General features: G+C 72.3%; 20 protein-coding genes and 1 pseudogene. 10 read left to right on the top strand and 11 right to left on the bottom strand.

The features are described 5' to 3' along the window. Nucleotides 1–62 precede the first annotated feature (62 nt). Nucleotides 63–1,298: a class I SAM-dependent methyltransferase gene (locus AB0I91_RS31815; RefSeq protein WP_498784486.1), complete on the bottom strand. Its 1,236-nt coding sequence runs from the start codon at nucleotides 1,296–1,298 to the stop codon at nucleotides 63–65. Nucleotides 1,299–1,313: 15 nt separating this feature from the next. After that, nucleotides 1,314–2,696: an FAD-binding oxidoreductase gene (locus AB0I91_RS31810; RefSeq protein ID WP_499619215.1), complete on the bottom strand. Its 1,383-nt coding sequence runs from the start codon at nucleotides 2,694–2,696 to the stop codon at nucleotides 1,314–1,316. Nucleotides 2,697–2,784: 88 nt separating this feature from the next. Here AB0I91_RS31810 and AB0I91_RS31805 point away from each other — a divergent pair, with 88 nt between their 5' ends. Both AB0I91_RS31805 and AB0I91_RS31800 read left to right on the top strand, forming a co-directional pair. Then, complete coding sequence (locus AB0I91_RS31805) at nucleotides 2,785–4,377, top strand: acyl-CoA dehydrogenase family protein (protein ID WP_498784423.1); 1,593 nt, start codon at nucleotides 2,785–2,787, stop codon at nucleotides 4,375–4,377. Then, nucleotides 4,374–5,129, top strand: a complete 756-nt coding sequence (locus tag AB0I91_RS31800; RefSeq protein ID WP_498784426.1) for a crotonase/enoyl-CoA hydratase family protein — start codon at nucleotides 4,374–4,376, stop codon at nucleotides 5,127–5,129. The genes AB0I91_RS31805 and AB0I91_RS31800 overlap by 4 nt, the downstream gene beginning before the upstream one ends. A 61-nt stretch (nucleotides 5,130–5,190) precedes the next feature. Here AB0I91_RS31800 and AB0I91_RS31795 read toward each other — a convergent pair whose 3' ends face one another. From AB0I91_RS31795 to AB0I91_RS31780, 4 genes are all read right to left on the bottom strand, one after another. Then, nucleotides 5,191–6,354: an acyl-CoA dehydrogenase family protein gene (locus tag AB0I91_RS31795; protein WP_498784428.1), complete on the bottom strand. Its 1,164-nt coding sequence runs from the start codon at nucleotides 6,352–6,354 to the stop codon at nucleotides 5,191–5,193. 3 nt (nucleotides 6,355–6,357) lie between these two features. After that, the gene (locus tag AB0I91_RS31790; RefSeq protein ID WP_499616540.1) at nucleotides 6,358–8,274 is read right to left on the bottom strand and encodes an acetyl/propionyl/methylcrotonyl-CoA carboxylase subunit alpha; all 1,917 of its coding nucleotides are present in this window, start codon (nucleotides 8,272–8,274) and stop codon (nucleotides 6,358–6,360) included. A gap of 20 nt (nucleotides 8,275–8,294) precedes the next feature. Further along, the gene (locus AB0I91_RS31785) at nucleotides 8,295–9,899 is read right to left on the bottom strand and encodes a carboxyl transferase domain-containing protein (protein ID WP_498784430.1); all 1,605 of its coding nucleotides are present in this window, start codon (nucleotides 9,897–9,899) and stop codon (nucleotides 8,295–8,297) included. Nucleotides 9,900–10,016: 117 nt separating this feature from the next. Further along, on the bottom strand, nucleotides 10,017–10,805 hold the full coding sequence (locus tag AB0I91_RS31780; RefSeq protein ID WP_498784432.1) for an SGNH/GDSL hydrolase family protein: 789 nt from the start codon (nucleotides 10,803–10,805) through the stop codon (nucleotides 10,017–10,019). 191 nt (nucleotides 10,806–10,996) lie between these two features. Between AB0I91_RS31780 and AB0I91_RS31775 the strand changes: the two genes are divergently transcribed. Then, entirely contained in the window at nucleotides 10,997–11,581 is a 585-nt protein-coding gene (locus tag AB0I91_RS31775) for an SACE_7040 family transcriptional regulator (protein ID WP_498784434.1), read from the top strand. Between the two features lie 152 nt (nucleotides 11,582–11,733). Continuing rightward, nucleotides 11,734–13,884: a phospholipase A2 gene (locus AB0I91_RS31770; protein ID WP_498784436.1), complete on the top strand. Its 2,151-nt coding sequence runs from the start codon at nucleotides 11,734–11,736 to the stop codon at nucleotides 13,882–13,884. Nucleotides 13,885–13,899: 15 nt separating this feature from the next. On the opposite strand, the pseudogene AB0I91_RS31765 reads toward AB0I91_RS31770, so the two are convergent. From AB0I91_RS31765 to AB0I91_RS31750, 4 genes and pseudogenes are all read right to left on the bottom strand, one after another. Next, nucleotides 13,900–14,673 (bottom strand): annotated as a pseudogene (locus AB0I91_RS31765) (acyltransferase family protein); the annotation flags it as partial. A gap of 71 nt (nucleotides 14,674–14,744) precedes the next feature. Beyond that, nucleotides 14,745–15,419 carry an alpha/beta hydrolase gene (locus tag AB0I91_RS31760; RefSeq protein ID WP_498784438.1) on the bottom strand — a complete coding sequence of 225 codons (675 nt, stop codon included), beginning with the start codon at nucleotides 15,417–15,419 and terminating at the stop codon, nucleotides 14,745–14,747. A 63-nt stretch (nucleotides 15,420–15,482) separates the two neighbouring features. Beyond that, the gene (locus AB0I91_RS31755) at nucleotides 15,483–16,130 is read right to left on the bottom strand and encodes a response regulator transcription factor (RefSeq protein WP_498784440.1); all 648 of its coding nucleotides are present in this window, start codon (nucleotides 16,128–16,130) and stop codon (nucleotides 15,483–15,485) included. Beyond that, nucleotides 16,127–17,242 carry a sensor histidine kinase gene (locus AB0I91_RS31750; RefSeq protein ID WP_498784442.1) on the bottom strand — a complete coding sequence of 372 codons (1,116 nt, stop codon included), beginning with the start codon at nucleotides 17,240–17,242 and terminating at the stop codon, nucleotides 16,127–16,129. Before AB0I91_RS31750 ends, AB0I91_RS31755 begins: the two co-directional genes overlap by 4 nt. A gap of 228 nt (nucleotides 17,243–17,470) precedes the next feature. On the opposite strand from AB0I91_RS31750, the gene AB0I91_RS31745 reads away from it, so the two are divergent. The 4 genes from AB0I91_RS31745 to rdmE all read left to right on the top strand — a co-directional run bounded on the left by AB0I91_RS31745 (nucleotide 17,471) and on the right by rdmE (nucleotide 22,466). After that, nucleotides 17,471–17,971, top strand: coding sequence for a hypothetical protein (locus tag AB0I91_RS31745; RefSeq protein WP_498784444.1), 501 nt, complete (start codon nucleotides 17,471–17,473; stop codon nucleotides 17,969–17,971). A 131-nt stretch (nucleotides 17,972–18,102) separates the two neighbouring features. After that, the gene (locus AB0I91_RS31740) at nucleotides 18,103–19,662 is read left to right on the top strand and encodes a cellulose binding domain-containing protein (RefSeq protein WP_498784446.1); all 1,560 of its coding nucleotides are present in this window, start codon (nucleotides 18,103–18,105) and stop codon (nucleotides 19,660–19,662) included. 202 nt (nucleotides 19,663–19,864) lie between these two features. Further along, the gene (locus tag AB0I91_RS31735; protein WP_498784448.1) at nucleotides 19,865–20,881 is read left to right on the top strand and encodes a Gfo/Idh/MocA family protein; all 1,017 of its coding nucleotides are present in this window, start codon (nucleotides 19,865–19,867) and stop codon (nucleotides 20,879–20,881) included. A gap of 43 nt (nucleotides 20,882–20,924) precedes the next feature. After that, nucleotides 20,925–22,466, top strand: a complete 1,542-nt coding sequence (gene rdmE, locus AB0I91_RS31730; RefSeq protein ID WP_499640254.1) for an aklavinone 12-hydroxylase RdmE — start codon at nucleotides 20,925–20,927, stop codon at nucleotides 22,464–22,466. 56 nt (nucleotides 22,467–22,522) lie between these two features. Here rdmE and AB0I91_RS31725 read toward each other — a convergent pair whose 3' ends face one another. Next, nucleotides 22,523–23,794, bottom strand: a complete 1,272-nt coding sequence (locus AB0I91_RS31725; protein WP_498784452.1) for an MFS transporter — start codon at nucleotides 23,792–23,794, stop codon at nucleotides 22,523–22,525. Between the two features lie 180 nt (nucleotides 23,795–23,974). Here AB0I91_RS31725 and AB0I91_RS31720 point away from each other — a divergent pair, with 180 nt between their 5' ends. Together AB0I91_RS31720 and AB0I91_RS31715 are read left to right on the top strand one after the other, a co-directional pair. Beyond that, nucleotides 23,975–24,328, top strand: a complete 354-nt coding sequence (locus tag AB0I91_RS31720; protein ID WP_498784454.1) for an SSI family serine proteinase inhibitor — start codon at nucleotides 23,975–23,977, stop codon at nucleotides 24,326–24,328. A gap of 291 nt (nucleotides 24,329–24,619) precedes the next feature. Then, nucleotides 24,620–26,533: an ABC1 kinase family protein gene (locus tag AB0I91_RS31715; RefSeq protein ID WP_499640252.1), complete on the top strand. Its 1,914-nt coding sequence runs from the start codon at nucleotides 24,620–24,622 to the stop codon at nucleotides 26,531–26,533. The last annotated feature ends 3 nt before the right edge of the window (nucleotides 26,534–26,536 follow it).

The raw sequence follows: 26,536 nt of genomic DNA, 5'->3' as shown, positions 1-26,536 counted from the left end.
GTGTTGTCCCCCGTGGTCGGGGGGGGGGGGCCCGGGGGCGCCCCCCCCCCCGCCCGGCCGCGTCAGCCGAGCCACTCCGGGCGCAGCGGCATGTGCGAGGTGGTGCCGTCCAGCTTCACGCCCAGCACCTGGTGCAGCTGGATGTTGTTGCGCTCGAAGCCCAGCCGGGACGCGGCCAGGTACAGCCGCCACACCCGCGCCCGGCCGAGACCCACCTCGGTCACCGCGTCGTCCCAGTGCTTCTCCAGGTTGTCGCACCACGCCGCCAGCGTCATGGCGTAGTGCTCGCGCAGGTTCTCCTCGTGCCGCACCTCGAACCCGGTGTCGTGCATCAACGACACCAGGTGGCCCGGCCCGACCAGCTCGCCGTCGGGGAACACGTACCGGTTGATGAACCCGCCGGTCCGCGCCGGCTGCCTGTTGTCCGGCCGGGTGATGCAGTGGTTGAGCAGCCGCCCGCCCGGCTTGAGCTTGCCGTACAGCGACCGGAAGTACGCGGGGAGCTTGGCCTTGCCGATGTGCTCGGTCAGGCCGATCGAGCTGACCGCGTCGAACCCGGTCTCCCGCACGTCGCGGTAGTCGAGGTAGCGCACCTCGGCCAGGTCGGACAGCCCGGCCTCCACGATGGCCTTCTGCGCCCACTCCGCCTGGTTGCGCGACAACGTCACGCCGAGCGCCTTCACGCCGTACTCGCGCGCGGCGTGCATGACCATCCCGCCCCAGCCGCAGCCGACGTCCAGCAGCCGCATGCCCGGCTTCAGCCCGAGCTTGCGCGCCACCAGGTCGTGCTTGGCGAACTGCGCCTCCTCCAAGGTGGACCCCGCGGTCGGGTACACGGCGCACGTGTACGCCATGGACGGTCCGAGGACCCACTCGTAGAACGTGTTCGACACGTCGTAGTGGTGGGCGATCGCCTCGCGGTCGCGCGCCTTGGAGTGCCGCAGGCCGCGCAACCGGCGCTCCTGCGGCGGCACCTCGATCCTCGTGCCCAGCCGGGTCCGCCCGAGCGTGGCCAGCAGCTCCACCCGCTCGCCCCACGGCACCTCGCGCAGCGAGATCTCGGACAGCTGCTTCAACGCCCCGTACACGTCACCGATGATCTCCAGGTGCCCGGTCACGTACGCGCGCGCCAGACCCAGCTCACCCGGCGCCGACGCCAGGTACGACAACGCCTCCGGTGTGCGCACCTCGATGCTCACACCCGCGTCGGCCGGCCCCGCGTGGCTGCCGTCGTACGCGCTGAACCGCACGGACGCGCCACCTCCGACCGCCCGCTGGAACACCTCCGCCAACCGCATTGGCCCCGGCTCCCTTCACCTACGGAGAACACACTTGGCGTACAAATCGGGCAGCCGGCCCGCCGGGTCGTACCGCTTCTTCAGGTCCTGGTACGTCGGGCCGTTGTAGTTGTCCCAGAACTCCTCCTCGCCGTAGTAGGAGTCGGAGTACAGGGACTTGTGCCCGCCCAGCTCGGTGACCTTGTCCTCGATCAGCCGGTTCCGGCTGCCCAGCTCCTCGTCGGGCCGCAACGGCACCGTCGACCAGAAGCCGACGTTGACGTACAGCACGTCCGGGTCCATCGGGTACAGCGGCCAGACCGTCCGGCTCCCGTCCGACCGGGCCCTCAGCCGCACCGGGCACAGCCACACCGGGCTGATGCCGATCTCCCGGTGGAAGAAGTCCAGGAACTCGGCGAGCCGGTCCACCGGGATCTCCACGTCCTGGATCACCGGCTCCTGCACCGCCTTGCTCAGCCGGTCGGACAGCTTGTGCCGCCGGTCCCACGCGACCACCTTGCGGTACACGTCCGACCGCAGGTACCGCTTGGGCACCAGCCGCCGCACGACCGGGTGCTGCACGCCGAACGCGCGTGAGCACCAGAACCAGTCGGTGTCCCACCGCCACAGGTAGTCGCGCACGGTCAGGTAGTCGACGTCGCGCCGCTGGATGGACCGGTAGTAGATCTGGTTGCCGGTGTAGTCCGAGGTGAACGGCGCGGTGGCGGACCAGTTGGCCAGCGTCACGTACTGCTCGGTGCCGGAGAACACCGTCCCGTCGACGAAGTCGACCGGTTCGCCCTGGTAGGAGCCGTCGGCGCAGACCTCGGCGAGCATCCGGGCGCACTCGCCCGCGTCGGCGAACGGCACGTGCCGCAGCCGCACGTACGGCTTCACCGGCTCCAGCTCGATCTCCAGCCGCAGGGTGTAGCCGAGCGTGCCGTAGGAGTTCGGGAACCCGTGGAAGAGGCCGCCGTGGACATCGTCCCGGGGGTGCGTGGTGACGACCTCGCCGTCGCCCGTCATCACTTCCAGCTCGCGCACGGACTCGTGCGGCAGGCCGTTGCGGAACGAGCTGGACTCGATGCCCAGACCCGCCACGGCGCCGCCCAGCGTGATCGTCTTGAGCTGCGGCACGACCAGCGGCATGAGGCCGTGCGGCAGGGTGGCGTCGACCAGGTGCTCGTAGGTCGTCATGCCCTGGACCTGCGCGGTCCGCGCGGCGGCGTCCACCGACAGGACCCGGTTGAACCGGGCCACGTCGAGGCCGCCGGACTGGTCGGCGCGGAACCGGAAGAGGTTCGACGTGGATTTGGCCAGGCGCACCGGCGCGCCCGCCGGGATCGCCGCGTACTGGCCGCGCAACGCGGCCACGGCCCGCTCGTGGTCGGTCTCCTGCCCCTGCCGGTGATCCGTCACGGCACCGACGTTAGGCCGCCGGAGCTTGATCAGCACCCCCAAATTTCACACCCCTCCAAGTTACCGACGGGTAGTACGCTAGGCGGTTATGACGCACGCCACTCATGAGGTGACCAACCAGGTCCCGCCGCTGGAAGGGCACGACGTCTCCGCCGACCCGGCGCTGCTGGACGGCCTGCGGCGCGGCGGCGCGGAGTGGGCCGAACCCGAGGTCCGCGCGCTCGGCGTGCTCGCGGGCACGCCGCACGTCCAGGACCTGGGGCGGCTGGCCAACGCGCACCCGCCCGTGCTGCACACCCACGACCGGTACGGGCACCGGGTCGACGAGGTCGAGTTCCACCCCGCCTGGCACGAGCTCATGGGAACGGCGGTCGCCAACGGCCTGCACGCGGCGCCGTGGCGGGACGAGCGGCCGGGCGCGCACGTCGCCCGCGCGGCCAAGTTCTACGTGTGGAGCCAGGCCGAGGCGGGCCACGGTTGCCCGATCTCGATGACCTACGCGGCCGTGCCCGCGCTGCGCGCGACGCCCGCGCTGGCCGAGCGGTTCGAGCCGCTGCTGGCGTCGCGGGAGTACGACTTCGGCTTGCGCCCGCCGTCGTCCAAGCGGGGCCTCATCGCGGGCATGTCGATGACGGAGAAGCAGGGCGGCTCGGACGTGCGGGCGAACACCACGCGTGCCGTGCCCGTCGGCGACCACTACCTGCTGACCGGGCACAAGTGGTTCACGTCCGCGCCGATGTCGGACCTGTTCCTGACCCTGGCGCAGGCGCCGGGCGGCCTGTCGTGCTTCGTGCTGCCGCGCGTGCTGCCGGACGGGACGCGCAACGCGATGTTCCTGCAGCGGCTCAAGGACAAGCTCGGCAACAAGTCGAACGCCTCGGCGGAGCTGGAGTACGACGGCGCGGTCGGCTGGCTCGTCGGCGAGGAGGGCCGGGGCGTGCGGACCATCATCGAGATGGTCAACATGACCCGGCTGGACTGCGTGCTCGGGTCGGCGTCCGGGATGCGGCTGGGGTTGACGCAGGCCACGCACCACGCGGCGCACCGCAAGGCGTTCGGCGCGTACCTGGTCGACCAGCCCGCGATGCGCAACGTGCTGGCGGACCTGGCGGTGGAGTCGGAGGCGGCGACCACGGTGGCGTTGTGGCTGGCCGGCAACCGGAGCAGGCTGGGGCTCGCGGTGAGCAAGTACTGGGTGTGCAAGCGGGCCCCGGCGCACGCCGCCGAGGCGTTGGAGTGCCTGGGCGGCAACGGGTACATCGAGGACTCGGGGATGCCGCGGCTGTTCCGCGAGTCGCCGCTGATGTCCATCTGGGAGGGTTCGGGGAACGTGGCGGCGTTGGACGCGCTGCGCGCGCTCGGGCGTTCGCCGGAGGCGGTGGCGGAGTTCTTCGGCGAGCTGGACGCGGCGCGCGGGGCCGACCGGCGGTTGGACGCGGCGGTCGACGGGCTGAAGGACGAGCTGACCGACGTGGCCGACCTGGAGGTGCGGGCGCGGCGGCTGGTGGAGCGGATGGCGTTGGCGTTGCAGGGCGCGTTGCTGGTGCGGTACGGGCACCCGGCGGTGGCGGACGCGTTCTGCGCGTCGCGGCTGTCCGGTGACTGGGGCGTGGCGTTCGGCACGCTGCCGCGCGGCGTCGACTTCGGGGCGATCGTGGAGCGGGGGTTGCCGAAGCCGTGAGCGCCGTCCGGGTTGAGCGGTCGGGACCGGTGTTCACCGTCCTGCTGGACCGACCGGCCGTGCGCAACGCGGTGGACGGGCCGACCGCGCACACGTTGACCGAGGTGTTCCGCGAGTTCGACGAGGACCCGACCGCGTCGGTGGCCGTGCTGCACGGTGAAGGCGGCACGTTCTGCTCGGGGGCCGACCTGAAGGCGTTGGGCACTGCCCGGGGCAACGACCCCGCGTCACCGTCCGGCCCGATGGGTCCGACGCGGTTGCGGCTGTCGAAGCCGGTGATCGCCGCCGTCGCCGGGCACGCGGTGGCGGGTGGCTTGGAGCTGGCCCTGTGGTGCGACCTGCGGGTGGCGGAGGAGGACGCGGTCTTCGGGGTGTTCTGCCGCCGGTGGGGCGTGCCGTTGATCGACGGCGGGACGGTGCGCCTGCCGCGGCTGATCGGCACGTCCCGCGCCATGGACCTGATCCTGACCGGCCGCCCGGTCCCCGCCGACGAGGCGCTGGCCATCGGCCTGGTCAACCGCGTCGTGCCGCCGGGCACGTCCCGTTCGGCGGCGGAGGCCCTGGCCCTGGAGCTGGCCGCGCTCCCCCAGCTGTGCCTGCGCCAGGACCGCCTCTCCGTCCTGGAACAGGAGTCCCTCCCCGAAGCGGACGCCCTGGCCAACGAGCTGGCCCACGGCGAACTCTCCCTGACCGAGGTGGAACAGGGCCTCCGCCGGTTCCACTCGACCCAAGGCCGCCACCACCGCCCCTGACCCGCGTGTCCTACCTCCAGCCCGCGTGTCCGACGCGAACGTCGGACACGCGCGGGCTGGGTCAAGCGGCCGGCGGGAGGCCCAGTTCGCGGGCGATCAGCATCTTCTGCACCTCGCTCGTGCCCTCGCCGATCTCCAGGATCTTCGCGTCGCGGTAGAAGCGGCCCACCGGGTACTCGTTCATGAACCCGTACCCGCCGAAGATCTGCGTCGCCTCACGCGCGTTGTCCATCGCCGCCTCCGACGACACCAGCTTCGCGATCGCCGCCTCGCGCTTGAACGGCTCGCCGCGCAGCATCTTCGCCGCCGCCTGGTAGTACGCCAGCCGCGCGGTGTGCGTGCGCGCCTCCATCTCGGCGATCTTGAACTGGATGGCCTGGTACTCGCCGATCCGGTGCCCGAACGCCTCGCGCTGCCCCGCGTACTTCAGCGACTCGTCCACGCACCCCTGCGCCAGGCCGACGCCGATCGCCGCGATCGCCACCCGGCCCTCGTCCAACGTCTGCAGGAACTGCGCGTACCCGCGCCCGCGCTCGCCGACCAGGTTCCCCAGCGGCACGCGGCAGTCCTGGAACGACAGCTCACGCGTGTCCGACGCGTTCCACCCGACCTTGGAGTACTTGCGCGACACCGAGAACCCCGGCGTGCCCGACGGCACGATGATCGTGGAGATCTCCGGCCTGCCGTCCTCCCGCCGCCCGGTCACCGCCGCCACCGTCACCAACCCGGTGATGTCCGTGCCCGAGTTGGTGATGAACGCCTTGGCGCCGTTGATCACCCACTCGTCGCCGTCGACCCGCGCGGTGGTCCGCAGCGCGCCCGCGTCCGACCCGCTGCCGGGCTCGGTGAGCCCGAACGAGCCGAGCACCTCGCCGCGGCACAACCGGGGCAGCCAGGTCGCCTTCTGCTCGGCCGAGCCGAACCGGAACACCGGCATCGTCCCCAGCGAGACGCCCGCCTCCAGCGTGATCGCCACCGACGAGTCGACCCGGGCCAGCTCCTCCAACGCCAGGCACAACGCGAAGTAGTCGCCGCCCATGCCGCCGAACTCCTCCGGGAACGGCAGCCCGAACAGCCCCATCCGCCCCATCTTGGCGACGACCTCGTAGGGGAACTCCTCGCGCTCGTAGAACCCGCCGATGACCGGCGCGACCTCCTCGCGGGCGAACTCCTCGACGGTCTTGCGCAACGCCTCGTATTCCTCGTCAAGGCGGAAGTCCAACATCGTTCACTCCTCGTGGGGCACGACGACGGCAAGGGTTTCGTCCAGCGCGACCTGTTGGCCCGCCTGGACGTGCACTTCGGCGAGCACGCCCGCCACGGGTGACGTGACGGTGTGCTCCATCTTCATCGCTTCGACCACGAACAACGCCTGGCCGGCCGTCACGTGCTCGCCCTGGGCGACCCGCGCCACGAGCACCGTGCCCGGCATCGGGCTGGTCACCGGCCCACCGCTGCCCGCCGCCGACGACGCGGCGACCTCCGACGGCAGGGTCTCGGTCAACGCCCACGCGTGACCGTCCCGGCCAAGCCACAGCACGTCGCCCGCACGGGCCATCGCGTACCGCCGACCGCCGACCACCAGCCACGCGTCCTCGACGTGGGCCGCGAGCCGCACCGGTTCCCGGCCGTCGACGGACACCTCGTCGCCGCGCACCCGGACCTCGACGCCGTCGATCAGCCACTTCGTCCACGCGTGCTCGCCGACCCGCCACCCGCCGGTCCGCTCCCACGGGTCGTCGCCGCGCACCGCGAGCTGCCGCTCCAGCGCCGCCGCCGCCAGCACCTCGTCCGGCACGTCGTGGCGCGTCAACGACTCCAGCCCGCGCTCGACCAACCCGGTGTCCAGCGCACCCGCGCGCACGTCCGGGTCGCGCAGCAACGCCCGCAGGAACGGGATGTTCGTCGTCACGCCCAGCAGCACGAACCGCCCCAACGCGGCGTCCAGCCGGCGCAGCGCCTCCTCCCGCGTCGCACCGTGCGCGATCACCTTGGCCAGCATCGGGTCGTAGTCGCTGCCGACGGTCAGCCCCACCCGCAACGCCGAGTCCACCCGCACGTCGGAGGGCTCGTCCAGCGCGAGCACCGTCCCCCCGGTCGGCAGGAACCCGCGCGCCGGGTCCTCGGCGTAGACGCGGGCCTCGACGGCGTGCCCGGCCAGGTCCACCGACGTGAAGCCCAGCGGCTCGCCCGCGGCCACCCGCAACTGCCACTCGACCAGGTCGACGCCGGTCACCAGCTCGGTCACCGGGTGCTCGACCTGGAGCCTGGTGTTCATCTCCATGAAGAAGTAGTCGCCGGACGCGCCGTCCACGATGAACTCGACCGTGCCCGCGCCGACGTACCCGACGGCCTTCGCCGCCTCGACCGCCGCCGTGCCCATGGCCTCCCGCAGCTCCGGCGAGACCATCGGCGACGGCGCCTCCTCGATGATCTTCTGGTGCCGCCGCTGCAGGCTGCACTCGCGCTCGCCGAGGTGCACGACCCCGCCGTGCGCGTCGGCCAGCACCTGGATCTCGATGTGCCGCGGGTTGCCGATGAACCGCTCGATCAGCAGCGCGTCGTCGCCGAACGACCCGCGCGCCTCGCGCCGCGCCGACTCGATGGCGTCGCGCAGGCCGGCACCGGACTCCACCAGCCGCATGCCCTTGCCGCCACCGCCGGCGGACGGCTTGAGCAGCACCGGGAAGCCGATCTCGCCCGCCGCCTCGACCAGGTCGTCGTCGGTCATCCCGACCTCGGTCCGCCCCGGCACCACCGGCACGCCCGCCGCCGCGACGGTCAGCTTGGCGCGGATCTTGTCGCCCATCGCCTCGATCGCGTCCGCGGGCGGACCGATGAACACCAGCCCGGCCTTCTCGCACGCCCGCGCGAACTCCGCGTTCTCGGCGAGGAACCCGTACCCGGGGTGCACGGCCTGCGCGCCGGTCGAGAGCGCCGCCTCGACGATCCGCTCGACCGACAGGTAGCTCTCCCGCGCCGACGCGGGCCCGATGCGCACCGCCACGTCCGCCATCCGCACGTGCAGCGCGTCGGCGTCCGCGTCGCTGTGCACGGCCACCGAGCGGATCCCGAACCGCCGCAACGCGCGGATCACCCGCACCGCGATCTCGCCGCGGTTGGCCACCAGAACGCTGTCGAACATCTCCTGCCGAGACATCGCCCTCACATCCGGAAGACGCCGTGGGAAACCGGCTCGATCGGGGCGTTCGCCGCCGTGGACAGGGCCAGGCCGAGCACCGTGCGCGTGTCGAGCGGGTCGATCACGCCGTCGTCCCAGAGCCGGGCCGTGGAGTAGTACGGGTTGCCCTGGTCCTCGTACTGCTGCCGGATCGGCGCCTTGAACGCCTCCTCGTCCTCGGCCGACCACTCGTCGCCGAGCTGGTCGCGCCGCACCGTCGCCAGCACCGAGGCCGCCTGCTCGCCGCCCATCACCGAGATCCGGGCGTTGGGCCACATCCACAGGAACCGGGGCGAGTAGGCCCGGCCGCACATGGAGTAGTTGCCCGCGCCGAACGACCCGCCGATGACCACGGTGAACTTCGGCACCCGCGCGCACGCCACCGCCGTCACCATCTTCGCGCCGTGCTTGGCGATGCCCGCCGCCTCGTACTCGCGGCCGACCATGAACCCGCTGATGTTCTGCAGGAACACCAGCGGCACGCCGCGCTGGTCGCACAGCTGGATGAAGTGCGCGCCCTTCAACGCCGACTCGCCGAACAGCACGCCGTTGTTGGCCACGATGCCGACCGGGTGGCCGTGGATCCGGGCGAACCCGGTGACCAGCGTCGCGCCGTACTCCTTCTTGAACTCGTGGAACCGGCTGCCGTCCACGACGCGGGCGATCACCTCGCGCACGTCGTAGGGCGTGCGGCTGTCCGTCGGCACGACGCCGTACAGCTCGGCGGGGTCGACCGCGGGCTCCACGGTCGGCTCGACCTGCCACGGGCGCGGCGCGCGCGGACCCAGCGTGCTGACGATCGAGCGCACGATCCGCAACGCGTGCGCGTCGTCCTCCGCCAGGTGGTCGGTGACGCCGGACGTGCGCGAGTGCAGTTCGCCGCCGCCCAGCTCCTCGGCCGTGACGACCTCGCCGGTCGCGGCCTTCACCAGCGGCGGGCCGCCGAGGAAGATCGTGCCCTGGCCGCGCACGATCACCGCCTCGTCCGACATCGCGGGCACGTACGCGCCGCCCGCCGTGCACGAGCCGAGCACGGCGGCGATCTGCGGTATGCCGCGGGCGGACATGGTGGCCTGGTTGAAGAAGATCCGGCCGAAGTGCTCGCGGTCCGGGAACACCTCGTCCTGCTTCGGCAGGAACGCGCCCCCGGAGTCCACCAGGTAGACGCACGGCAGGTGGTTCTGCAGCGCCACCTCCTGGGCGCGCAGGTGCTTCTTCACCGTCAGCGGGTAGTAGGTGCCGCCCTTGACGGTGGCGTCGTTGGCGACGACCACGACCTCGCGGCCGGACACGCGGCCGACGCCCGTGATGACGCCCGCGGCGGGCGCCTCGTCGCCGTACAGGCCGTCCGCGGCCAGCGGCGACAGTTCGAGGAACGGCGAACCGGGGTCGAGCAGCGTGTCGACCCGGTCGCGCGGCAGCAGCTTGCCGCGCGCCACGTGCCGGGTCCGTGCCTTCTCCGGGCCGCCCAGGGCGGCTCGGCCGAGCTTGGCGCGCAGGTCCTGCACGAGTCGCGCGTGCTCGTCGTGGTAGCGCCGGAAGGCCTCGGCCGACTTGTCGGCCGTGCTGCGCAACACCGGGGCGTCCATCGAACTCCTCGCGGTTAGCCGTCGTTAACCTGAGGAGATGTTAGCGCTTGTTAACTCCTGTTCACAAGCCGGAGGGGGCCGCAGGTGCGGCCCCCTCCGGGGTGGTGCGGGTCCAGGTCAGCCGGTGACGGCGGTGAGCTGGGGCAGGTAGCCGAGGCGCTGGCCGTTGCGGTTGGGGTGGTAGGACTCCTCCACCGGCCACGACAGGCTGTTGAGCCACCAGTCCGACGAGCAGATCTCGTGCCCGGTGAACGCGGTGCGCAGGTCGCGGTAGGCGAACGACTTCGCGCCCGCCCGGGCGGAGATGACCTGGTGCAGGGTGTCGGCGGCGGAGTTGATCGCCGCGCGCTTGGTGTCGCTCAGGCCGACCGAGCAGCTGCCCGGCACCTTGTACAGGCGCGGGTAGCCGAGCACGACGACCGTGGCGGACGGCGCGCGGGTGCGGATCTGCGCGTAGACGTTGTCCAGCAGGCCGGGCAGCGTGCCGGTGGCGTAGGCCTTGGCCTGGTTGACCCGGTTGACGCAGGTCGAGTCGGAGCCGAAGGTGCACGTGGTGATCACGTCGGTGAAGCCGGCGTCGTTCCCACCGATCGAGATGCTGACCAGGGAGGTCGAGGCCGTCAGGGCGCTGACCTGGTTGGCGAGCACGTCGCCGGTCTTGGCGCCGGAGCAGGCCACGAACTTGAACGACGCGGGCGCGTGGGACGCCGCCCAGAGCGCCGGGTAGCTGTACTGGCTGCGCTTGCAGCTGCCGGAGTCGCTGTAGTACGAGCCGGTGCCCGTTCCGGACGAGTAGGAGTCGCCGAGTGCGACGTAGTTGGCGGCGGCCGCTTCGGCCGGCACGACGAGTGCCAGCGCGGCGACGATTGCCAGCGCCGCGCTGGACAGGGTTCGGACAAGGCGCATCGGAGCCTCCCGGAGGGAAACAACGCAGGGTGTGATGCGGAGCACAACAAGGGTTACCAGTAAGTAGTCCTATATAAAAAGAGTGGGTCAAGAGTTAACTACGCGTTTCGGCCGCGGGGCGGTGATCGTTTGCCGACGGCCAGGTTAACGCCCGTTTACGTGGACCGGGCCGGCCGTTTAAGATGGGCGCCGTGCCAGCCGAGCCAGCGAAGCAGACCCGCCGTGACCAGATCCTGGCCGCCGCCGCCGAACTGTTCGCCCGGCACGGCTTCCACGGCGTCGGCATCGACGACATCGGTGCCGCGGTGGGGATTTCCGGGCCGGCGCTGTACCGGCACTTCCGCAGCAAGGACGCGATGCTGGGCGAGATGCTGACGTCCATCAGCGAGCGGTTGCTCGACGGCGGGCAGAACCGGGTGGCCGCGTCGGGCGACCCGGCGCACGCGCTTCGGGAATTGATCCGGTGGCACGTCGACTTCGCGTTGGACGACCCGGCGCTGATCACCGTGCAGATCCGCAACCTGGCGAACCTGACCGACCCGGACCGGCGGCGGGTGAGAGCGCTCCAGCGGCGTTACGTCGAGGTGTGGGTGGAGACGATCCGCAAGACGTCGCCGGAGGTGGACGAGCCGACCGCCCGTGCGGCGGCGCACGCCGTGTTCGGCCTGATCAACTCCACGCCCCACAGCGCGCACCTGGACCGCGACCAGATGGCCGCGCTGCTCTCGCAGATGGCGCTGGCGTCGTTGTCGGGCGCGTTGCCCGTGCACCCCTGACGCGCGGGGAAGGCGCAGGTCGCGGGTCCCGAGCGTTCGACTCGGGGGTGCTGGACGTCGGACATGCGGGGCCTTGACGTAGCACGCGGTGGTCCTGAGCGCAGGACACGCGGCGGGGTGGGTGGGGGAGTTTCGCGTACGCTGGGCTGCCAATGGGTGACGTGGCGGTGAAGACCACCGGGGGGTGGCCGGGGCTCCGGTTGCTCGCCCGCCTGCCCGCCTGGTTCAGGTTCGTGCTGGTGGCGCTGGCCGTGTTCGTCTGCGGCGTGATCGCGTCCAGGCCGGCGGGCGCGACCGACACCTCGCCACTGGAGGGTGACGTCGCGGTGGCGGCGCGGGCCGTCGAGGCGATGGCCAACCCCAGCGGGGCGAACCCGCTCCTCGGGTTCCCGGCCGACTTCGGCGAGGTGACCAACCGCGAGCCGGTGGTGGTCCCCGGGCCCGACGGGTCCACCCGGGCCGTCGACCCGAACGGCGGGTGCTCCGGCCCGGCGGGCGACACCGAGTGGGACTTCGGCACCGGCTGCAAGGCGCACGACCTGGGCTACGACCTGCTCCGCTACGCCGAGCACAAGGGCCGCCCGCTGGGCCAGGAAGCCCGCAAGTCCCTCGACGCCCGCCTCGCGGCCGACATGCACGCCCAGTGCGACGTGAACCCGCGCGGCCACGCCACGCGGTGCCACGCGACCGCCCAGCTCTACGCGGCGGGCCTGGAGTTCAACTCGTGGCGGCAGCGCTGGGGACCGCCCGGCCACGAACCCGTCCTCGCCTGGGGCTTCGGCAGCGCCGTCGTGGTGTTCCTGCTGCTCGCCCGCCTGCCGCGCAAGCGAGGACCCGACGAACCCGTCGACGCGCCCCGGCCACGGGCCACCCACGACCGCTACGCCACGTTCCTGCGGCTGAGCGCGCTCGCCCTGGTGGTGATCGGCCAGTCCGTGATCACCGTCCTGCACTGGGCGGGCGTGAGCGCGACCTGGCTGTGGCTGCTCACCTGGGCGCTCCAGGCCATCCCCGTCTTCTACTTCGCGGGCGGCCACGCCAACCTCGTCGGCTGGCACGCCGTGCAGGCCGACCACGGCGGCTACGGCCGCTACCTCGCCGCGCGGATCTCCTGGCTGCTGCGGCCCGTGCTCGCGTTCGTGCTGGCCTGGCTGGTCCTGCCGCTGCCGCTGGAACTGCTCGACGTGGACAAGTCGCGGGTGGAGATGTTCGGCCGGCTCATCGCGCACCCGCTGTGGTTCCTCGGCCTGTACCTGGTCGCGGTCGCCGCCACCCCGGTCATGGCCTGGCTGCACCGCAACGCCCGCCTGGCCACGCCGGTCGCGCTCGTCGCCGCCATGATCGTGGTCGACCTGGCCCGCATCGGCTTCGCCTGGCGCACCGGCGGCTACCTCAACCTGGTGCTGGGCGCGCTGCTGCTGCAACAGCTCGGCTTCCACTACGCCGACGGCAGCCTGCAGCGCGTCTCGCGCAAGGTGCTCGGCGCCCTCGCGCTCGCCGCCGTGCCCGCGCTACTCGCGCTGATCACGTTCGGCGGCTACCCGCGCACGATGATGCCGCTGCCCGGCGAGGGCGGCTCGAACCTCAGCCCGCCCACCGTGTGCCTGCTCGTGCTCGGCCTCGCCCAGATCAGCGTGGTGCTGCTGCTCAAGCCCCGCGTCACGGCGTGGCTCGCGGGCAGCGGGCCGTGGCGGGTCGTGGAGTTCGCCCGGACCGCGCCCATGACGGTCTACCTCGGCTACCTGACCGTGCTGGCCGCCGTGATCGGCGTGCTCGGCCTGCTCGACTCGCCGGCCGCGTTCGACTGGGTCGCCACCAAGCCGCGCTGGCTGGCCGTGCTGGTGCTGCTGCTCCTGCCCGTCCTGGCCGTGTTCCACCGCTTCGAGCGGAACGCCGCGCTCAGCCCCTGCCGCACCCGCGAGACCCACCGCACCCGGCTCGCCGTCACGCTCGGCGCCGGCTACGGGGTGCTCGGCGTCCTCGGGTTCGTGGTGACCGGGTTCGCGGGCGCGGCGGGCACGCTGGTCGTGCTCAAGGTCGACCCGCTGCAGAACCTGATCCACCTGCTGCTGGGCTGGTACCTGCTGCACACCGCGCACGCCGGCACGTGCCACGGCCGCCGCCCCTGGCTGCTCACCGCCTTGGCCTGCGTGCCGCCGCTGCTGGTGCTGGAGCCCACCGGCGCGGTGGTCGTCCTGCACGGCGCGACGATCGTCGTCGCCCTGGCGGCGGCCATACCGAAGCAGGACCAGGCACACGCAGGTGAACACCGGCAGCCACGTCCCGCGTTCCAGCACCCATAGCGCGTCCGACGGCGGCGTGTGCAGGCCGCGCAACGAGCCGAACACCGATCCCGCCAACGTCACCACCAGCAACGCGCTCTGGTGCACCAGGAAGATCGGCAACGCCCGCGCGTTCAGCCGCCGCGCCGGGAACGACGGCCGGACCAGCAGCACCAACCCCACCTGCGCCAGCGCCAACGCCAGCGCCGCGGCCGACGGCGGCGACAGGTTCGACTCCGCCGCGCCCGGCACGCCGACCGCACTGGCCGGGTACCCGGCGGCCAGCAGCAGCGCGAACGCCACCCCGCCGGCCGCGAACAGCACCGCACCCCACGAGCGGTGGTGCCCGCGCTGGGCCACGAGCACGCCCACCTGCCACGGCGCCCACCACACCGCGACCACGTTCACCCAGCCGACGTCCACCGCCACCAGCGCGACCGGGACCACCACGCCCCACCACCCCAGCCGGCGCAGCAACGGCGTGAACGCCGACAGCACGACGTACACGACCAGGAACCACAACGGCGTCACGACGAGGTACCCGACGGTCATCACGGTCTGCTGCGGCAACCCGCGCATCGACAGTCCGAACAGGACCGCGGCCCACGCGCCCAGCAGCACCACCACCGGCGGCACGAGCTTGCGCGCCCGCGACCACCACGGCACGCCCGACCGCACCGCGCCGAACCCGCCGGCGAAGAAGAACAGCCCCAACACCTGGAGCACCCAGGTCAGCGGCGCCAGCTCCGGCATCCACCGCAACGGGCTGTCCACCACCAGCCCGTCACCGGTGAGCACCACGGCCGTCACCAGCCAGTGCCCCAGCACCACCCCGACGACGGCGATCGCGCGCGTCGCGTCGATCACCGGGTCCCGTTGAGTCACGGCGTCTCCCCCACCGCGATCCGGGACAGGGCGCGCAGCGACGGCGTCCCCTCCCGGAAGTACTCGTCGTGCCCGATGTCGCCCGCGTCGAACACCCGCGCGCCGAACGCCGGGTCGACCGGGTCCGGGCCGTGCCCCAGGTCGCCCAGCCGCACCGAGGGCACCCACCGCGTCCAGTCCCGGCCGCCACGCGCCGCCCACACCCGCGCGCCGGACGTCACCGAGTCCACCCGCACGCCGGGTGAGCCGAGGAGCACCACGTCGTCGACGCGTGGCCGGGCCAACCCGCACACCACCGACCCGTAGCTGTGGCACATCAGGTGCACGTGCCCCGGCAACGTGCGCACGTACTCGTCCAGCGCGACCGCGCCCGCCCGCGCCAACCGGCCGCCGGCCGCGTCCACCCCGAGCCCGGACGGCGTCCGGTACCCCAGCCACGCGACCACCGCGACGTCGTCCCGCCCGACGGACGCGTGCAGGTCGCGCGCCATCCGCCCGACCGTGCGGTCGAACCGCCGGTCGTCCACATCGGACCCCGGCACGACGACCGCGACGTGCGCGGCCCGGGCGAGGTCGCCGTGCACCTCGACCCTGGGCGTGAACGGCGGCGGGTCGCCACCCGGCACCGCCAGGACCAGCAGCGCGGCCACCAACGCGATCTTCTTCGGCATGGCGCCGAAACTAGGAAGGCCACGCCCCTCGCGGCGTCACCCCGCGGTGCCGTTCCGCGGGCCCTACCCGGGTACCACGAGGCCGGACTCGTAGGCCGCGATCACGGCCTGCGCCCGGTCGCGCAGGCCGAGCTTCATCAACACCCGGCTCACGTGCGTCTTCACCGTCTGCTCGGCCAGCACCAGGTGCGCGGCGATCTCGCCGTTCGACAGGCCCTGGGCGATCAGCCGCAGCACCTCGGTCTCCCGCTCGGTCAACGCGGTCAGCGCGGCGGGCTTCACCACCCGCACCGGCTGCGCCTTCACGAAGTCCTCGATGAGCCGCTTGGTCACCGAGGGGGCCAGCAACGCGTCGCCGCGCGCCACCACCCGCACCGCGGCCAGCAGCTCGCTCGCGGGCGCGTGCTTGAGCAGGAACCCGCTCGCACCGGCCCGCAACGCCTCGTAGACGTAGTCGTCCAGGTCGAACGTGGTCAGCACGAGCACCTTGACCGGGTCGTCGGCCAGCAGCCTGGTCGCGGTCAGCCCGTCCATCTCCGGCATCCGCACGTCCATCAGCACCACGTCCGGCCGCAGCCTGCGGACCTCGCCGACGGCGGCGACGCCGTCGCCGGCCGACCCCACCACGCTGATGTCCGCCTGGGCGTCCAGCAGCGCGGAGAAGCCCTCGCGCACCATCTCCTGGTCGTCGGCGACCAGCACCCGGATCACCGCTGCCCCACCGGCACGATCGCCCGCACTTCGAACCCCCCGTCCGCGGTCGGCCCGGCGGTCAGCGAACCGCCGTGCACCGCCACCCGTTCCCGCATGCCCCTGAGCCCGTGCCCGCCGCCACCGCCGAGCGACGGCCCGCCCGCCGCGTTCCGCACGACCACCCGCAGCGCGTCGTCCACCAGGTCGACGGTGACCGACGTGGTCGCGCCCGGCGCGTGCCGACCGGCGTTCGTGAGCGCCTCCTGCACGATCCGGTACGCGGTCAGCCCGACGGCCTCCGGCACCTCGGCGTCGGTGACGGACGCGTCCGCGTGCAGCGACCGGATGTCGGCCAAGCCCGGCTGCGGCGTCCGGTCGGCCCGCCGGTCGGACTCGCGCAGCACGCCGAGCAGCTGCTGCATGTCCGTGATCGCGGCCCTGGCCGCCGCGCCGAGCTCGGCGAACTCCTGCCTGCCCGCCTCGGGCAGGTCCGCGATCCGGTAGGGCGCGGTTTCGCACCGGACCACGACCAGCGACATGTGGTGCGCGACCACGTCGTGCATCTCGCGGGCGATCCGGGCGCGTTCGACCAGCGCCGCCTTCTCGTCCTGCTCGGCGTGGAACCGCCGCTCGGCCCGCCCGCGCGCGCCGAACGCGTACCCGAGCAGGAGCACCAGCAGCAGCAGGCCGATGGTCGGCAGGGCCCCGCCCGACCGCTCCACCCAGAGCACCACGCCGGACGTGATCAACGCCACGAGCAGCACGACCCGGCCGCGGTGCACGGTCGCGACCGCCAGCAGCACCGGCACGTACCACCACCACTGCCAGCCGCCCAGGGCCGCGGGTTCCGAGGGCGTCAGCAGCCGCATGACCACCAGACCGGCCGTGGCCAGCCGCCACGCCACGAGCGTGGAGCGCAGGGTCAGCGCGGTGCTGCCGGCGACGATCGCGAACAGCAGCGGCCACCAGCCGTCCGGTTCCTCCCGCGTGACGTAGTCGGAGCTCACCCCGATCGCGATGATCAAGCCGTGGAGCAGCACCAACGCCGTCAGCGGGTGGCGGAAGCGGAAGCCGTCGAAGACCCGCGAGCGGTCGCGGAACAGCACGACCTGGAGGAGAGTGCGGATCACGGCCCCGATGCTATGCGGCGGGCCGCGACGACACATGCCACCACGGTCTGTCATACCCGGGTACGACCCGCCCACACCGGGGAGCGCACGCACGGGAGGACCGCCCGCGCCGAAGGCCGCCCATACCGGACAGGCGGCGCACCGGACAAGCCGTTGCGGTGGGCGAACACCACCGGGTAGGCAATATGCAGAGCTGTGCGCCCCTACTCCGTGTTGGAAGATGGCTGAATGCACCCGCAGCAAGATCCGGATCGCTGGTCGCGGCTCCAGGCCGTGGCCGGCGAAGCCCTGACCGCGGCCAAGGTCGGGGAGGACGCGGTCGCGGTCGACCTCGTCACCGGGTACCTCAGCGGCTCGCCCGAGGGCAACGAGGAGATCCGGGAGCTGGTCCTCCTGCTGTTCTCCGAGTGCAGCGCCATGGTCGCCGCCCTGGGCTCGGGCGGCGCGACACCGGTGAAGATGCAGGTCTTCGACGAGGACGGGCAGGAGGTGCCGATCGACGACGCCGACCCGCCGGTCCGCACCGCGATCCGCACGCTGCTCGCCGAGGTGCACGGCGACCAGGAGGCCGCGGCCGAGCAGATCGAGATCGCGCTGGCCAACGGGCAGCCCCAGGAGCTGGCCACGGTGGTGCTCCAGGCCCTGCGGTGGACGGTGAAGCTGGCCGTGGAGTGCGGGCTGCGCGACCTCCCCGTGTCGCCCTGGATCGCGACCGCGCTGGAGGAATAGTCCCGTTCGCCCGGTTCGGCCGCCCTCTTCCGCCGACGGAACCGTAAAGAACCTTGCCTTTTTATTTGGTCTAGACCACTCTCCGAGGTGGGCGCGATTCACCCTGCCGATCCCGCCGAGGAGGACTCTTCATGTCACGACGAACGAGCGCGCTGCTCGCAGCGAGCGCGCTGGCCATAGGTTCACTGGTCGTGGGTCCGGCCGCCCAAGCGGCGCCGGGCGTCACCGCCACCTTCGCCAAGACCCAGGACTGGGGCAGCGGCTTCGAGGCCCGGTTCACCGTCGCCAACGGCGGACCGTCCGCCATCACCTCGTGGCGCATCGAGTTCGACCTGCCCGCGGGCACCGCGCTCGGGTCGTACTGGGACGCACTTGTCACCCGATCGGGTGATCATTACGTGGCGACCAACCGCGAGTACAACGGCAACGTGGGTGTCGGCGCGTCGACGAGCTTCGGCTTCGTCGGCACCGGTTCCGGCGCGCCGCTCAACTGCACCGTCAACGGGGCTCCCTGCACCGGTGGCGGCGGCGGTGACACGGCCGCGCCCAGCGCGCCCGGCTCCCTGCGCGTCACCGGCACGACCAGCAACTCGGTCTCGCTCGCGTGGACCGCGTCGACCGACAACGTCGGCGTGACCGCGTACGACGTGTACCGCGGCACCTCGGTCGCCACCGCGGTCAGCGGCACGACGGCCACCGTGACCGGCCTGAACGCGTCCACCTCGTACACGTTCACGGTGCGGGCGCGCGACGCCGCGGGGAACACCTCGGGCCCGTCCGACCAGGTCTCCGCGACCACCCAGCCGGGCACGAACCCGACCGGCGGCCGGGGCGCGCCGTACCTGTTCCTGGGCTGGGGCAACCCGCCCGCGCCGGCCACGATCATGAGCACGACCGGCGTCAAGTGGTTCACCATGGCGTTCGTGCTGTCGTCGGGCGGCTGCAACCCGGCGTGGGACGGCAACCGGCCGCTGACCGGCGGCATCGACGCGCAGGCGATCCAGCAGATCCGGGCGGCCGGTGGCGACGTCGTGCCGTCGTTCGGCGGGTGGAGCGGCAACAAGCTCGGCCCCAACTGCTCGACCCCGCAGGCGCTGGCCGGCGCGTACCAGCAGGTCATCAACGCCTACGGGCTCAAGGCCATCGACATCGACATCGAGAACACCGACGAGTTCGAGAACGCCGCCGTGCAGGACCGGATCCTGGAGGCGCTCAAGATCGTCAAGGCGAACAACCCGGGCATCCAGACCATCGTCACGTTCGGCACCACGACCACCGGCCCGAACTCCTGGGGCAACCGGCTGGTCGAGCGGGCGGCGGCGATCGGGGCGGGCGTCGACGTGTTCACGATCATGCCGTTCGACTTCGGCAGCTCGAACATCGGCGCCGACACCGTCAACGCCGCCACCGGGCTCAAGGACAAGCTGAAGGCCACGTTCGGGTGGTCGGACGCGGAGGCGTTCCGGCACGTCGGCATCTCGGGCATGAACGGCCTGTCCGACCAGCGCGAGGTGACGACCACCCAGACGTGGACGCAGCTGCGCGACTGGTCGAAGTCCAACGGCCTGGCCCGGTTCGCGTTCTGGGCCGTCAACCGCGACCGCGGCGGGTGCGACGGCCAGGTCGCGTCGAACTGCAGCGGCATCCCGCAGGCGGACTGGGAGTTCACCCGGATCACGGCCGGGTTCTGAGCGGTTCGCCGACCGGTTTCGACACCTGGCCGAACTCCATGATGCACGCGTCGCGGCCGTGAGGTCGCCACGCGCTGGTCGCCGGCGCCGGGAACGGCGTCGGCGACCTCGGAGGGCACCTGTCGGGCACGGGGTTTCGGGCGCTCCGAAGACACCGCGCGCGACAGGGCGTCCCGGTCTTGGGCCGCTTAGGGTTCGGGTCATGCGCACCGCACTGATCGGTTACGGGCTCGGCGGAGCCGCCTTCCACGCACCGTTCCTGTCCACCACGCCCGGCTTGGCGCTGGGCGCCGTCGTCACCGGGAACCCGGAACGGCAGGCGGAGGTGTCGTCCCGCTACCCGGAGGCCGAGCTGATCTCGTCGGTGGACGAGGTGTGGCGGCGGGCCGACGAGTTCGACCTGGTCGTGGTGACCACGCCGAACCGGTTGCACGCCGCGCACGCCCGTGCCGCGTTGGAGCACGGGCTGAACGTCGTGGTGGACAAGCCGTTCGCGCCGTCGGCCGGCGAGGCGCGGGAGCTGGCGGACCTGGCGGCGGCACGCGGGTTGCTGCTGGCGCCGTTCCACAACCGGCGCTGGGACGGCGACTTCCGCACCGTCGCGCGGCTGGTCGGCGAGGGCGCGTTGGGGCGGGTGCACCGGTTCGAGTCGCGGTTCGAGCGGTGGCGGCCGGAGGTGAAGGGGAGCTGGAAGGAGTCCGGCGACCCGGCCGACCTCGGCAGCATCGTGTTCGACCTGGGCACGCACCTGGTGGACCAGGCGGTGGCGCTGTTCGGGCGTCCGACGAGCGTGTACGCGGAGGTGCGGACGTTGCGGGCCGGCGCCCGCGCGCACGACGACGCGTTCCTGGCGCTGACCCACTCGTCCGGCGCCGTGTCGCACCTGTGGGCGTCGGCGTTGGCGGCGTCGCCGGGGCCGCGGTTCCGCGTCCTGGGCGACCGGTCGGCGTACGTGAAGCACGGGATGGACCCGCAGGAGGAGGCGTTGAAGGCGGGCGAGGTGCCCGGCGGGGAGGGGTGGGGCGAGGACGCGGTGGAGCGGTGGGGTGTGCTCGGCACGGAGCCGGTGCGCACGGAGCCGGGGGCGTACCAGGACTTCTACGCGGCCGTCGCCGCTGGTCAGGCCCCTGTTCCGGTGGCGGACGCGGTCACCGGGCTGGAGGTCGTCGAGGCGGCGTTCGCGTCGGCGCGTTCGGGTGAGGTCGTCCCACTGCCCTAGGTGTCTTGCCGGCCGAATCTCTCAGTGACTAAGATTCTTTGTCATGAGAGACGACAGGCGTGTGCAGGTGCTGGTGGTCGGCGCGGGGCTCAGCGGGTTGACCGCGGCGTTGTTCCTGGCGCAGCGGGGCGTTTCGGTGCTGGGGATCTCGAAGCACCGGGGCACGTCGCCGCACCCGAAGGCGACGGGGCAGACCCACCGCACGATGGAGGTGCTGCGGCGGGCCGGCGTCGCGGACGAGGTGCTGGCGGGTGGCGCGGGGCTCGACGGCGGGCTCGTGATCAAGGTCGCGGAGAGCCTGCGCGGGCGGGTGTTTCACACGATCGTGCACGAGGACGACACGTGGGAGACCCCGCTCAGCCCCGAGCGCTCCGGCATGGCGAGCCAGGACCACGTGGAGCCGGTGTTGTTGCGGCGGGCGCGCGAACTGGGCGCCGAGGTGCTGTTCGAGACCGAGCTGGTGTCGTTGGCGCAGGACGACGACGGGGTGTCGGCGCGGGTCCGCTCGGCCGGGGGCGAGTACACCGTCCGGGCGGACTACGTGATCGGGGCCGACGGGCACCGCGGGGTGGTGCGCTCGGCGGCGGGCATCGGGCGGCAGGGCCCCGGTGAGCTGTCGAGCCACGTCGGCGTGGTGTTCGACGCGGACCTGACCTCGCACATCGCGGCCGACAAGTTGACGTTGTACTACCTGCGGAACCCGGCGTTCACCGGTGCGTTCGTCGGCACGAACACCGCGCGGCGCAACGTGTTCACGATCGAGTACGACCCGGCGCGCGAGTCGGCGGCGGACTACCCCGTGCGGCGGTGCGTCGAGCTGCTGCGGATCGCCACGGACGCGCCCGACCTGGAGCCGGAGATCCTCGAGGTCACGGCGTGGGAGATGGCGGCGTGGCTGAGCGACCGGTTCCGGGTCGGGCGGGTGTTCCTGGTCGGTGACGCGGCGAAGGTGACGCCGCCGACCGGCGGGCTCGGCGGCAACACGGCGATCGGCGACGGGTACGACATCGCGTGGAAGCTGGCGGAGGTGCTCGACGGCGAGGCCGGTGAAGGGCTGCTGGACAGCTACGAGGCCGAACGGCGGCCGTACGCGAAGCTGGTGGTGGACGGGTCGTACGCGAACTACGTGCAGCGGTTCGCGCCGCACCTGGCGGGCCCGGACGTGCCGGCGGAGGTCGACCACCTGCACCTGACCCTGGGCTACCGCTGCCGTTCGAACGCCGTGCTGATCGAGGACACCGACCCGGCGCCGGTGGAGGACCCGGCCACCCCGTCCGCCCGCCCCGGCTTCCGCGCACCGCACGTCGTGGTGACCCACCACGGCCGCCAGGTGTCCACTCTGGACCTGTTCACCACCTGGACCCTCGTCACGCTGAACCCCGAGTGGCGCGATACCGCCGTGCCGTCCCTGCACGTCCCCACCATCACCGACCACACCGACACCCTGGCCACGCGCTACCGCATCGGCCCCGCGGGCGCCGCCCTGATCCGCCCCGACGGCGTCATCGCCTGGCACACCACCAATCCCCCCACCTCCCCCGCTCCGGACCTCTCCACCACCCTCCGCACCCTGAAATCCCTCTGACCCCCGCGCGTGTCCTGCGTTCGCGTCCCGCGTTCCGAACGCAGGGCACGCTCGGGTCAGGAGGCGGTGCGGCGGAGGGTCTCGCCGATGGCGAGCAGGGAGAGGGCGCTGATCAGGGCCCCCACGATCAGGTACAGGGAGATCGGCCACGAGTCGTGGGTCGGGGTCACGCCCAGGAGCCACGTCGCGATCACGGGCGACAGGCCACCACCCAGCACGGCGCCCAGCTGGTAGCTCAACGACACCCCGCTGTACCGCACCCGCGTGCCGAACAGCTCGGCGTAGTAGGCGGGCATCGGCCCGAACACCGCCGCCGAACCGGCGAACGCCACCACCATCGCCAGCACCACCAGCCCCGGCGACCGCGTCTCCAACAGCCAGAACAACGGGAACGCGAACACGCCCAGGAACGCCGCCCCACCGAGCATCACGGGCAACCGACCCACCCGGTCGGACAGCCGCGCGAACACCAGGATCGCCAACGCCTGCGCGAACGCGCCGATCAGCCCGGCGGTCAACAGCGTCCCCCGCGCCATCCCCAGCTGACGCGTCCCGTACGACACCGCGAACGTCGCCACCACGAAGATGAACATGTTGAACCCGAGGTTCACCCCCGCGCCGAGGAGCACCTTCCGCCACGACTCGCGCAGCACCACGGCCACCGGCAGCCGCACCGCGCCCGCCTTCTCCCGCGCCTCGCGGAACACCGGGCTCTCCTCGACCGACAACCGCACGTACAGCCCGACACCGACCAGCACCAGGCTCGCCAGGAACGGCAACCGCCAGCCCCAGCTCAGGAACGCGTCGCCGGACACCGCGGTCGACGCCGCCATCGCGCCGTTGGCCAGCAGCAACCCGACGGGCGATCCGAGGAACGTCCAGCTGCCGTACCACCCCGTGCGCCCGACCGGCGCGTGCTCGACCGCCATCAACGTCGCGCCGCCCTGCTCGCCGCCCAGGAAGAACCCCTGCACCACCCGCAGCAGGACCAGCAGCAACGGCGCGGCCAGCCCGATCGAGGAGTACGTCGGCAGCAACCCGATCGCCGCCGTGCACAAGCCGGTCGCGGTCAACGTCAGCACCAGCATCGACCGCCGCCCGATGCGGTCGCCGAAGTGACCGATCACCACCCCGCCCAGCGGCCGGGCCAGGAAACCCGCGCCGAACGTGGCGAACGCCAGCAGCGTGCCGATCCTGGGGTCGAAGGAGGGGAAGAACAGCTTGTCGAACACCAGCGCGGACGCGGTGCCGTAGAGCAGGAAGTCGTACAGCTCGACCGCGTTCCCGGCGGAGCTGGCGAACGCCACCCGGCGCACTTCGGAAGCCATCCACCCACCCTGGCCCGCACGGGCGCGCGACCCACCTCGACCGTGAGCCACGTCACACACCCGCCGCTACCGACGGGTACCGCAACCCCGGCCCGCCGAACCGGTTCGATCTTGCCGGAAACCACACGATCCGGTGAGATGCCTGGAGTTGAGCCGTAATCGGCCGCCACCCTGTGGAGCATGGCACCACTCCCGCTGTTCGCGGCGATCGCCGCGCTCATCCCCTCGTTCACCAACCCGGAGTCGAGTTTCGTGCTCAGCGTGCAGCGCGGCGAATCGCTCCTGTTGTCGAACCTGACCTGCGAACCCGCCGGCGGCCTGCACCCCAGGGCGGACGAGGCGTGCCTCGCCTTGTCCGGTGTGGACGGACAGATCGACGGCCTGTCGACCGACCAGGGCCTGTGCACGCTGGAGCACGACCCGGTGCGCGTCACGGCGTCCGGCACGTGGCGCGGCGAGACGCGGTCGTTCGAGGCGGAGTTCCCGAACCCGTGCGTGATGCGCGCGCAGACCGGTCCGGTGTTCGACTTCTGACCCGGCAGGGGCGCAACCCGTGGAGGGCCCGCGACACCGCCGCCGAAGTCGTGGCCCCTCCACGGGGTCCTGCGAAGGTCCTCGGACCTCTCAGGCGACCGTAGGGACCCGAGGACCTGATCGTCAACCTTCTTCACATTCGTGAAACGAGGTCGCCGCACCCCTCTGCCCAGACCATTACCGGGTGAACACCTCCTTGAGCCATCCGAGTGATCGGATCTCTGGTTCTGGGTGCGCACCGTCTCAGGCAGACCGTTCTATCCTCCGCGCGAACCGCTTGGGGGAAGACGTATGGGTGATTTCCTGCTGTACACGATCGCCGTTCCGGTGACGTTCCTGTCCTTGGTGCTCGGCATGGCCCTGGCCGCGCGCCGCATCCTCGGGCTCCACGTCGGGCTCATCCGCACGACGCTCGCGTGCATGGTCGGCCTGTCGGCGAGCGAGGCGGCGCTGAACGCGATGCCGGGCCCGGAGACCACGCCCGCGCTGGCGACCGTGCAGATCGGCGTCGCGCTGCTGATGATGATCGCGCTGCTCACGTTCGCCGAGATCGTCGTGCCGACCGGCTCGATCCCGCCGCCGACCGAGTGGTGGCGCGCGCTGCGCGGGCGGGTCTCGCGCACCCGCCGCTACTCCCGGATCACCGCGATCGCGTTCCGCCACGGCCTGGGGCCGTACCTGCGCGGCCGGGAGCGCACCGACACCCGGCTGGCCCGGTCGCTGCGGCTGGCGCTGGAGGAGGGCGGCGTCACGTTCGTCAAGCTCGGCCAGGTGCTGTCCACGCGGCCGGACCTGCTGCCGCCGGACGTGGTCGACGAGCTGGCGCTGTTGCAGGACAAGGTGCCCGCCGCGCCGTGGCCGGCGGTGCGCGAGGTGCTGGTGGCCGAGCTGGGCCTGCCGCCGGAGGAGGTGTTCGCCGAGTTCGACGAGCGGCCGATCGCCGCCGCGTCGGTCGCGCAGGTGCACCGGGCGCGGCTGAAGTCCGGCGAGGACGTGGTGGTGAAGGTGCAGCGGCCGGGCGTGCGGCGGGTCGCCGAGGGCGACCTGGACATCGTGAACCGGCTCGCGTCGACGTTGCACGACAAGACCCGGTGGGGCAAGGCGATCGGCGTGCGCGACCTGGCCGCCGGGTTCTCCGCCGCGTTGCGCGAGGAGCTGGACTTCCGGGTCGAGGCGCGCAACCTGGCGGCCGTCCGGGCGGCGTCCGACGGCACCGGCGTGGTGCTGCCCGCCGTGCACGAGGACCTCTGCACGGCACGCGTGCTGGTCATGCAGCGGCTGGACGGTGCGCCCGTGCGGTCGGCGTCCCTGGAGTCGGTGGACCGGGACGCGCTGGCCCGCACGCTGCTGGACGCGCTGCTGCGCCAGGTGATGCTCAACGGCGTCTTCCACGCCGACCCGCACCCCGGCAACATCATGCTGCTGGGTGACGGCCGGCTCGGCATGCTGGACTTCGGCTCCGTCGGCCGGATCGACGCGCAGCTGCGCGCGGCGCTGGGCAAGCTGCTGCTGGCCATCGACCACGGCGACCCGGCCGGCCTGCGCGACGCGCTGCTGGAGCTGGTGGCCCGGCCGGACGAGATCGACGAGCAGCAGCTGGAGCGCGCGCTCGGGCAGTTCATGGCACGGCACCTCAGCACCGGGATGCGGCCGGACGTGGAGATGTTCGGCGACCTGTTCAAGCTGGTCTACCGGTACGGGCTGAGCATCCCGCCGGAGATCGCGGCGGTGTTCCGGGCGCTGGCCACGGTGGAGGGCACGCTGGCCGCGCTGTCGCCGGGGTTCAACATCGTGGTCGAGTCGCGGTCGTTCGCGGACAAGCAGTTCAGCGCGCACCTCACGCCGGAGTCGCTGAAGCGCACGGTGACCGAGGAGCTGCACGCGCTGATGCCCATGCTGCGGCGCCTGCCGCGACGGGCGGACCGGATCTCCAGCGCGTTGGAGCAGGGTCGGCTGGGGCTGAGCATGCGGCTGTTCGCCGACGAGCGCGATCGGCAGTTCATCGTCTCGCTGCTGCACCAGGTGATGCTGACCGTGCTGGGCGCGACGGCGGGCGTGATGGCCGTGCTGCTGCTGGGCGCGGACGGCGGGCCGCACGTCGGGCCGGACCTCTCGCTGTTCCAGGTGTTCGGCTACAACCTGCTGGTCATCAGCGTGCTGCTCGGGCTGCGGGTGGTGGTGACGATCTTCCGGCCACGCGGTTGACGC

The sequence above is a fragment of the Actinosynnema sp. NPDC049800 genome, assembly GCF_040656635.1.
Classification (GTDB): domain Bacteria; phylum Actinomycetota; class Actinomycetes; order Mycobacteriales; family Pseudonocardiaceae; genus Actinosynnema.
The sequence above is the reverse complement of the archived record's forward strand: the minus strand, read 5'-3'. Positions and strand labels throughout refer to the sequence as shown.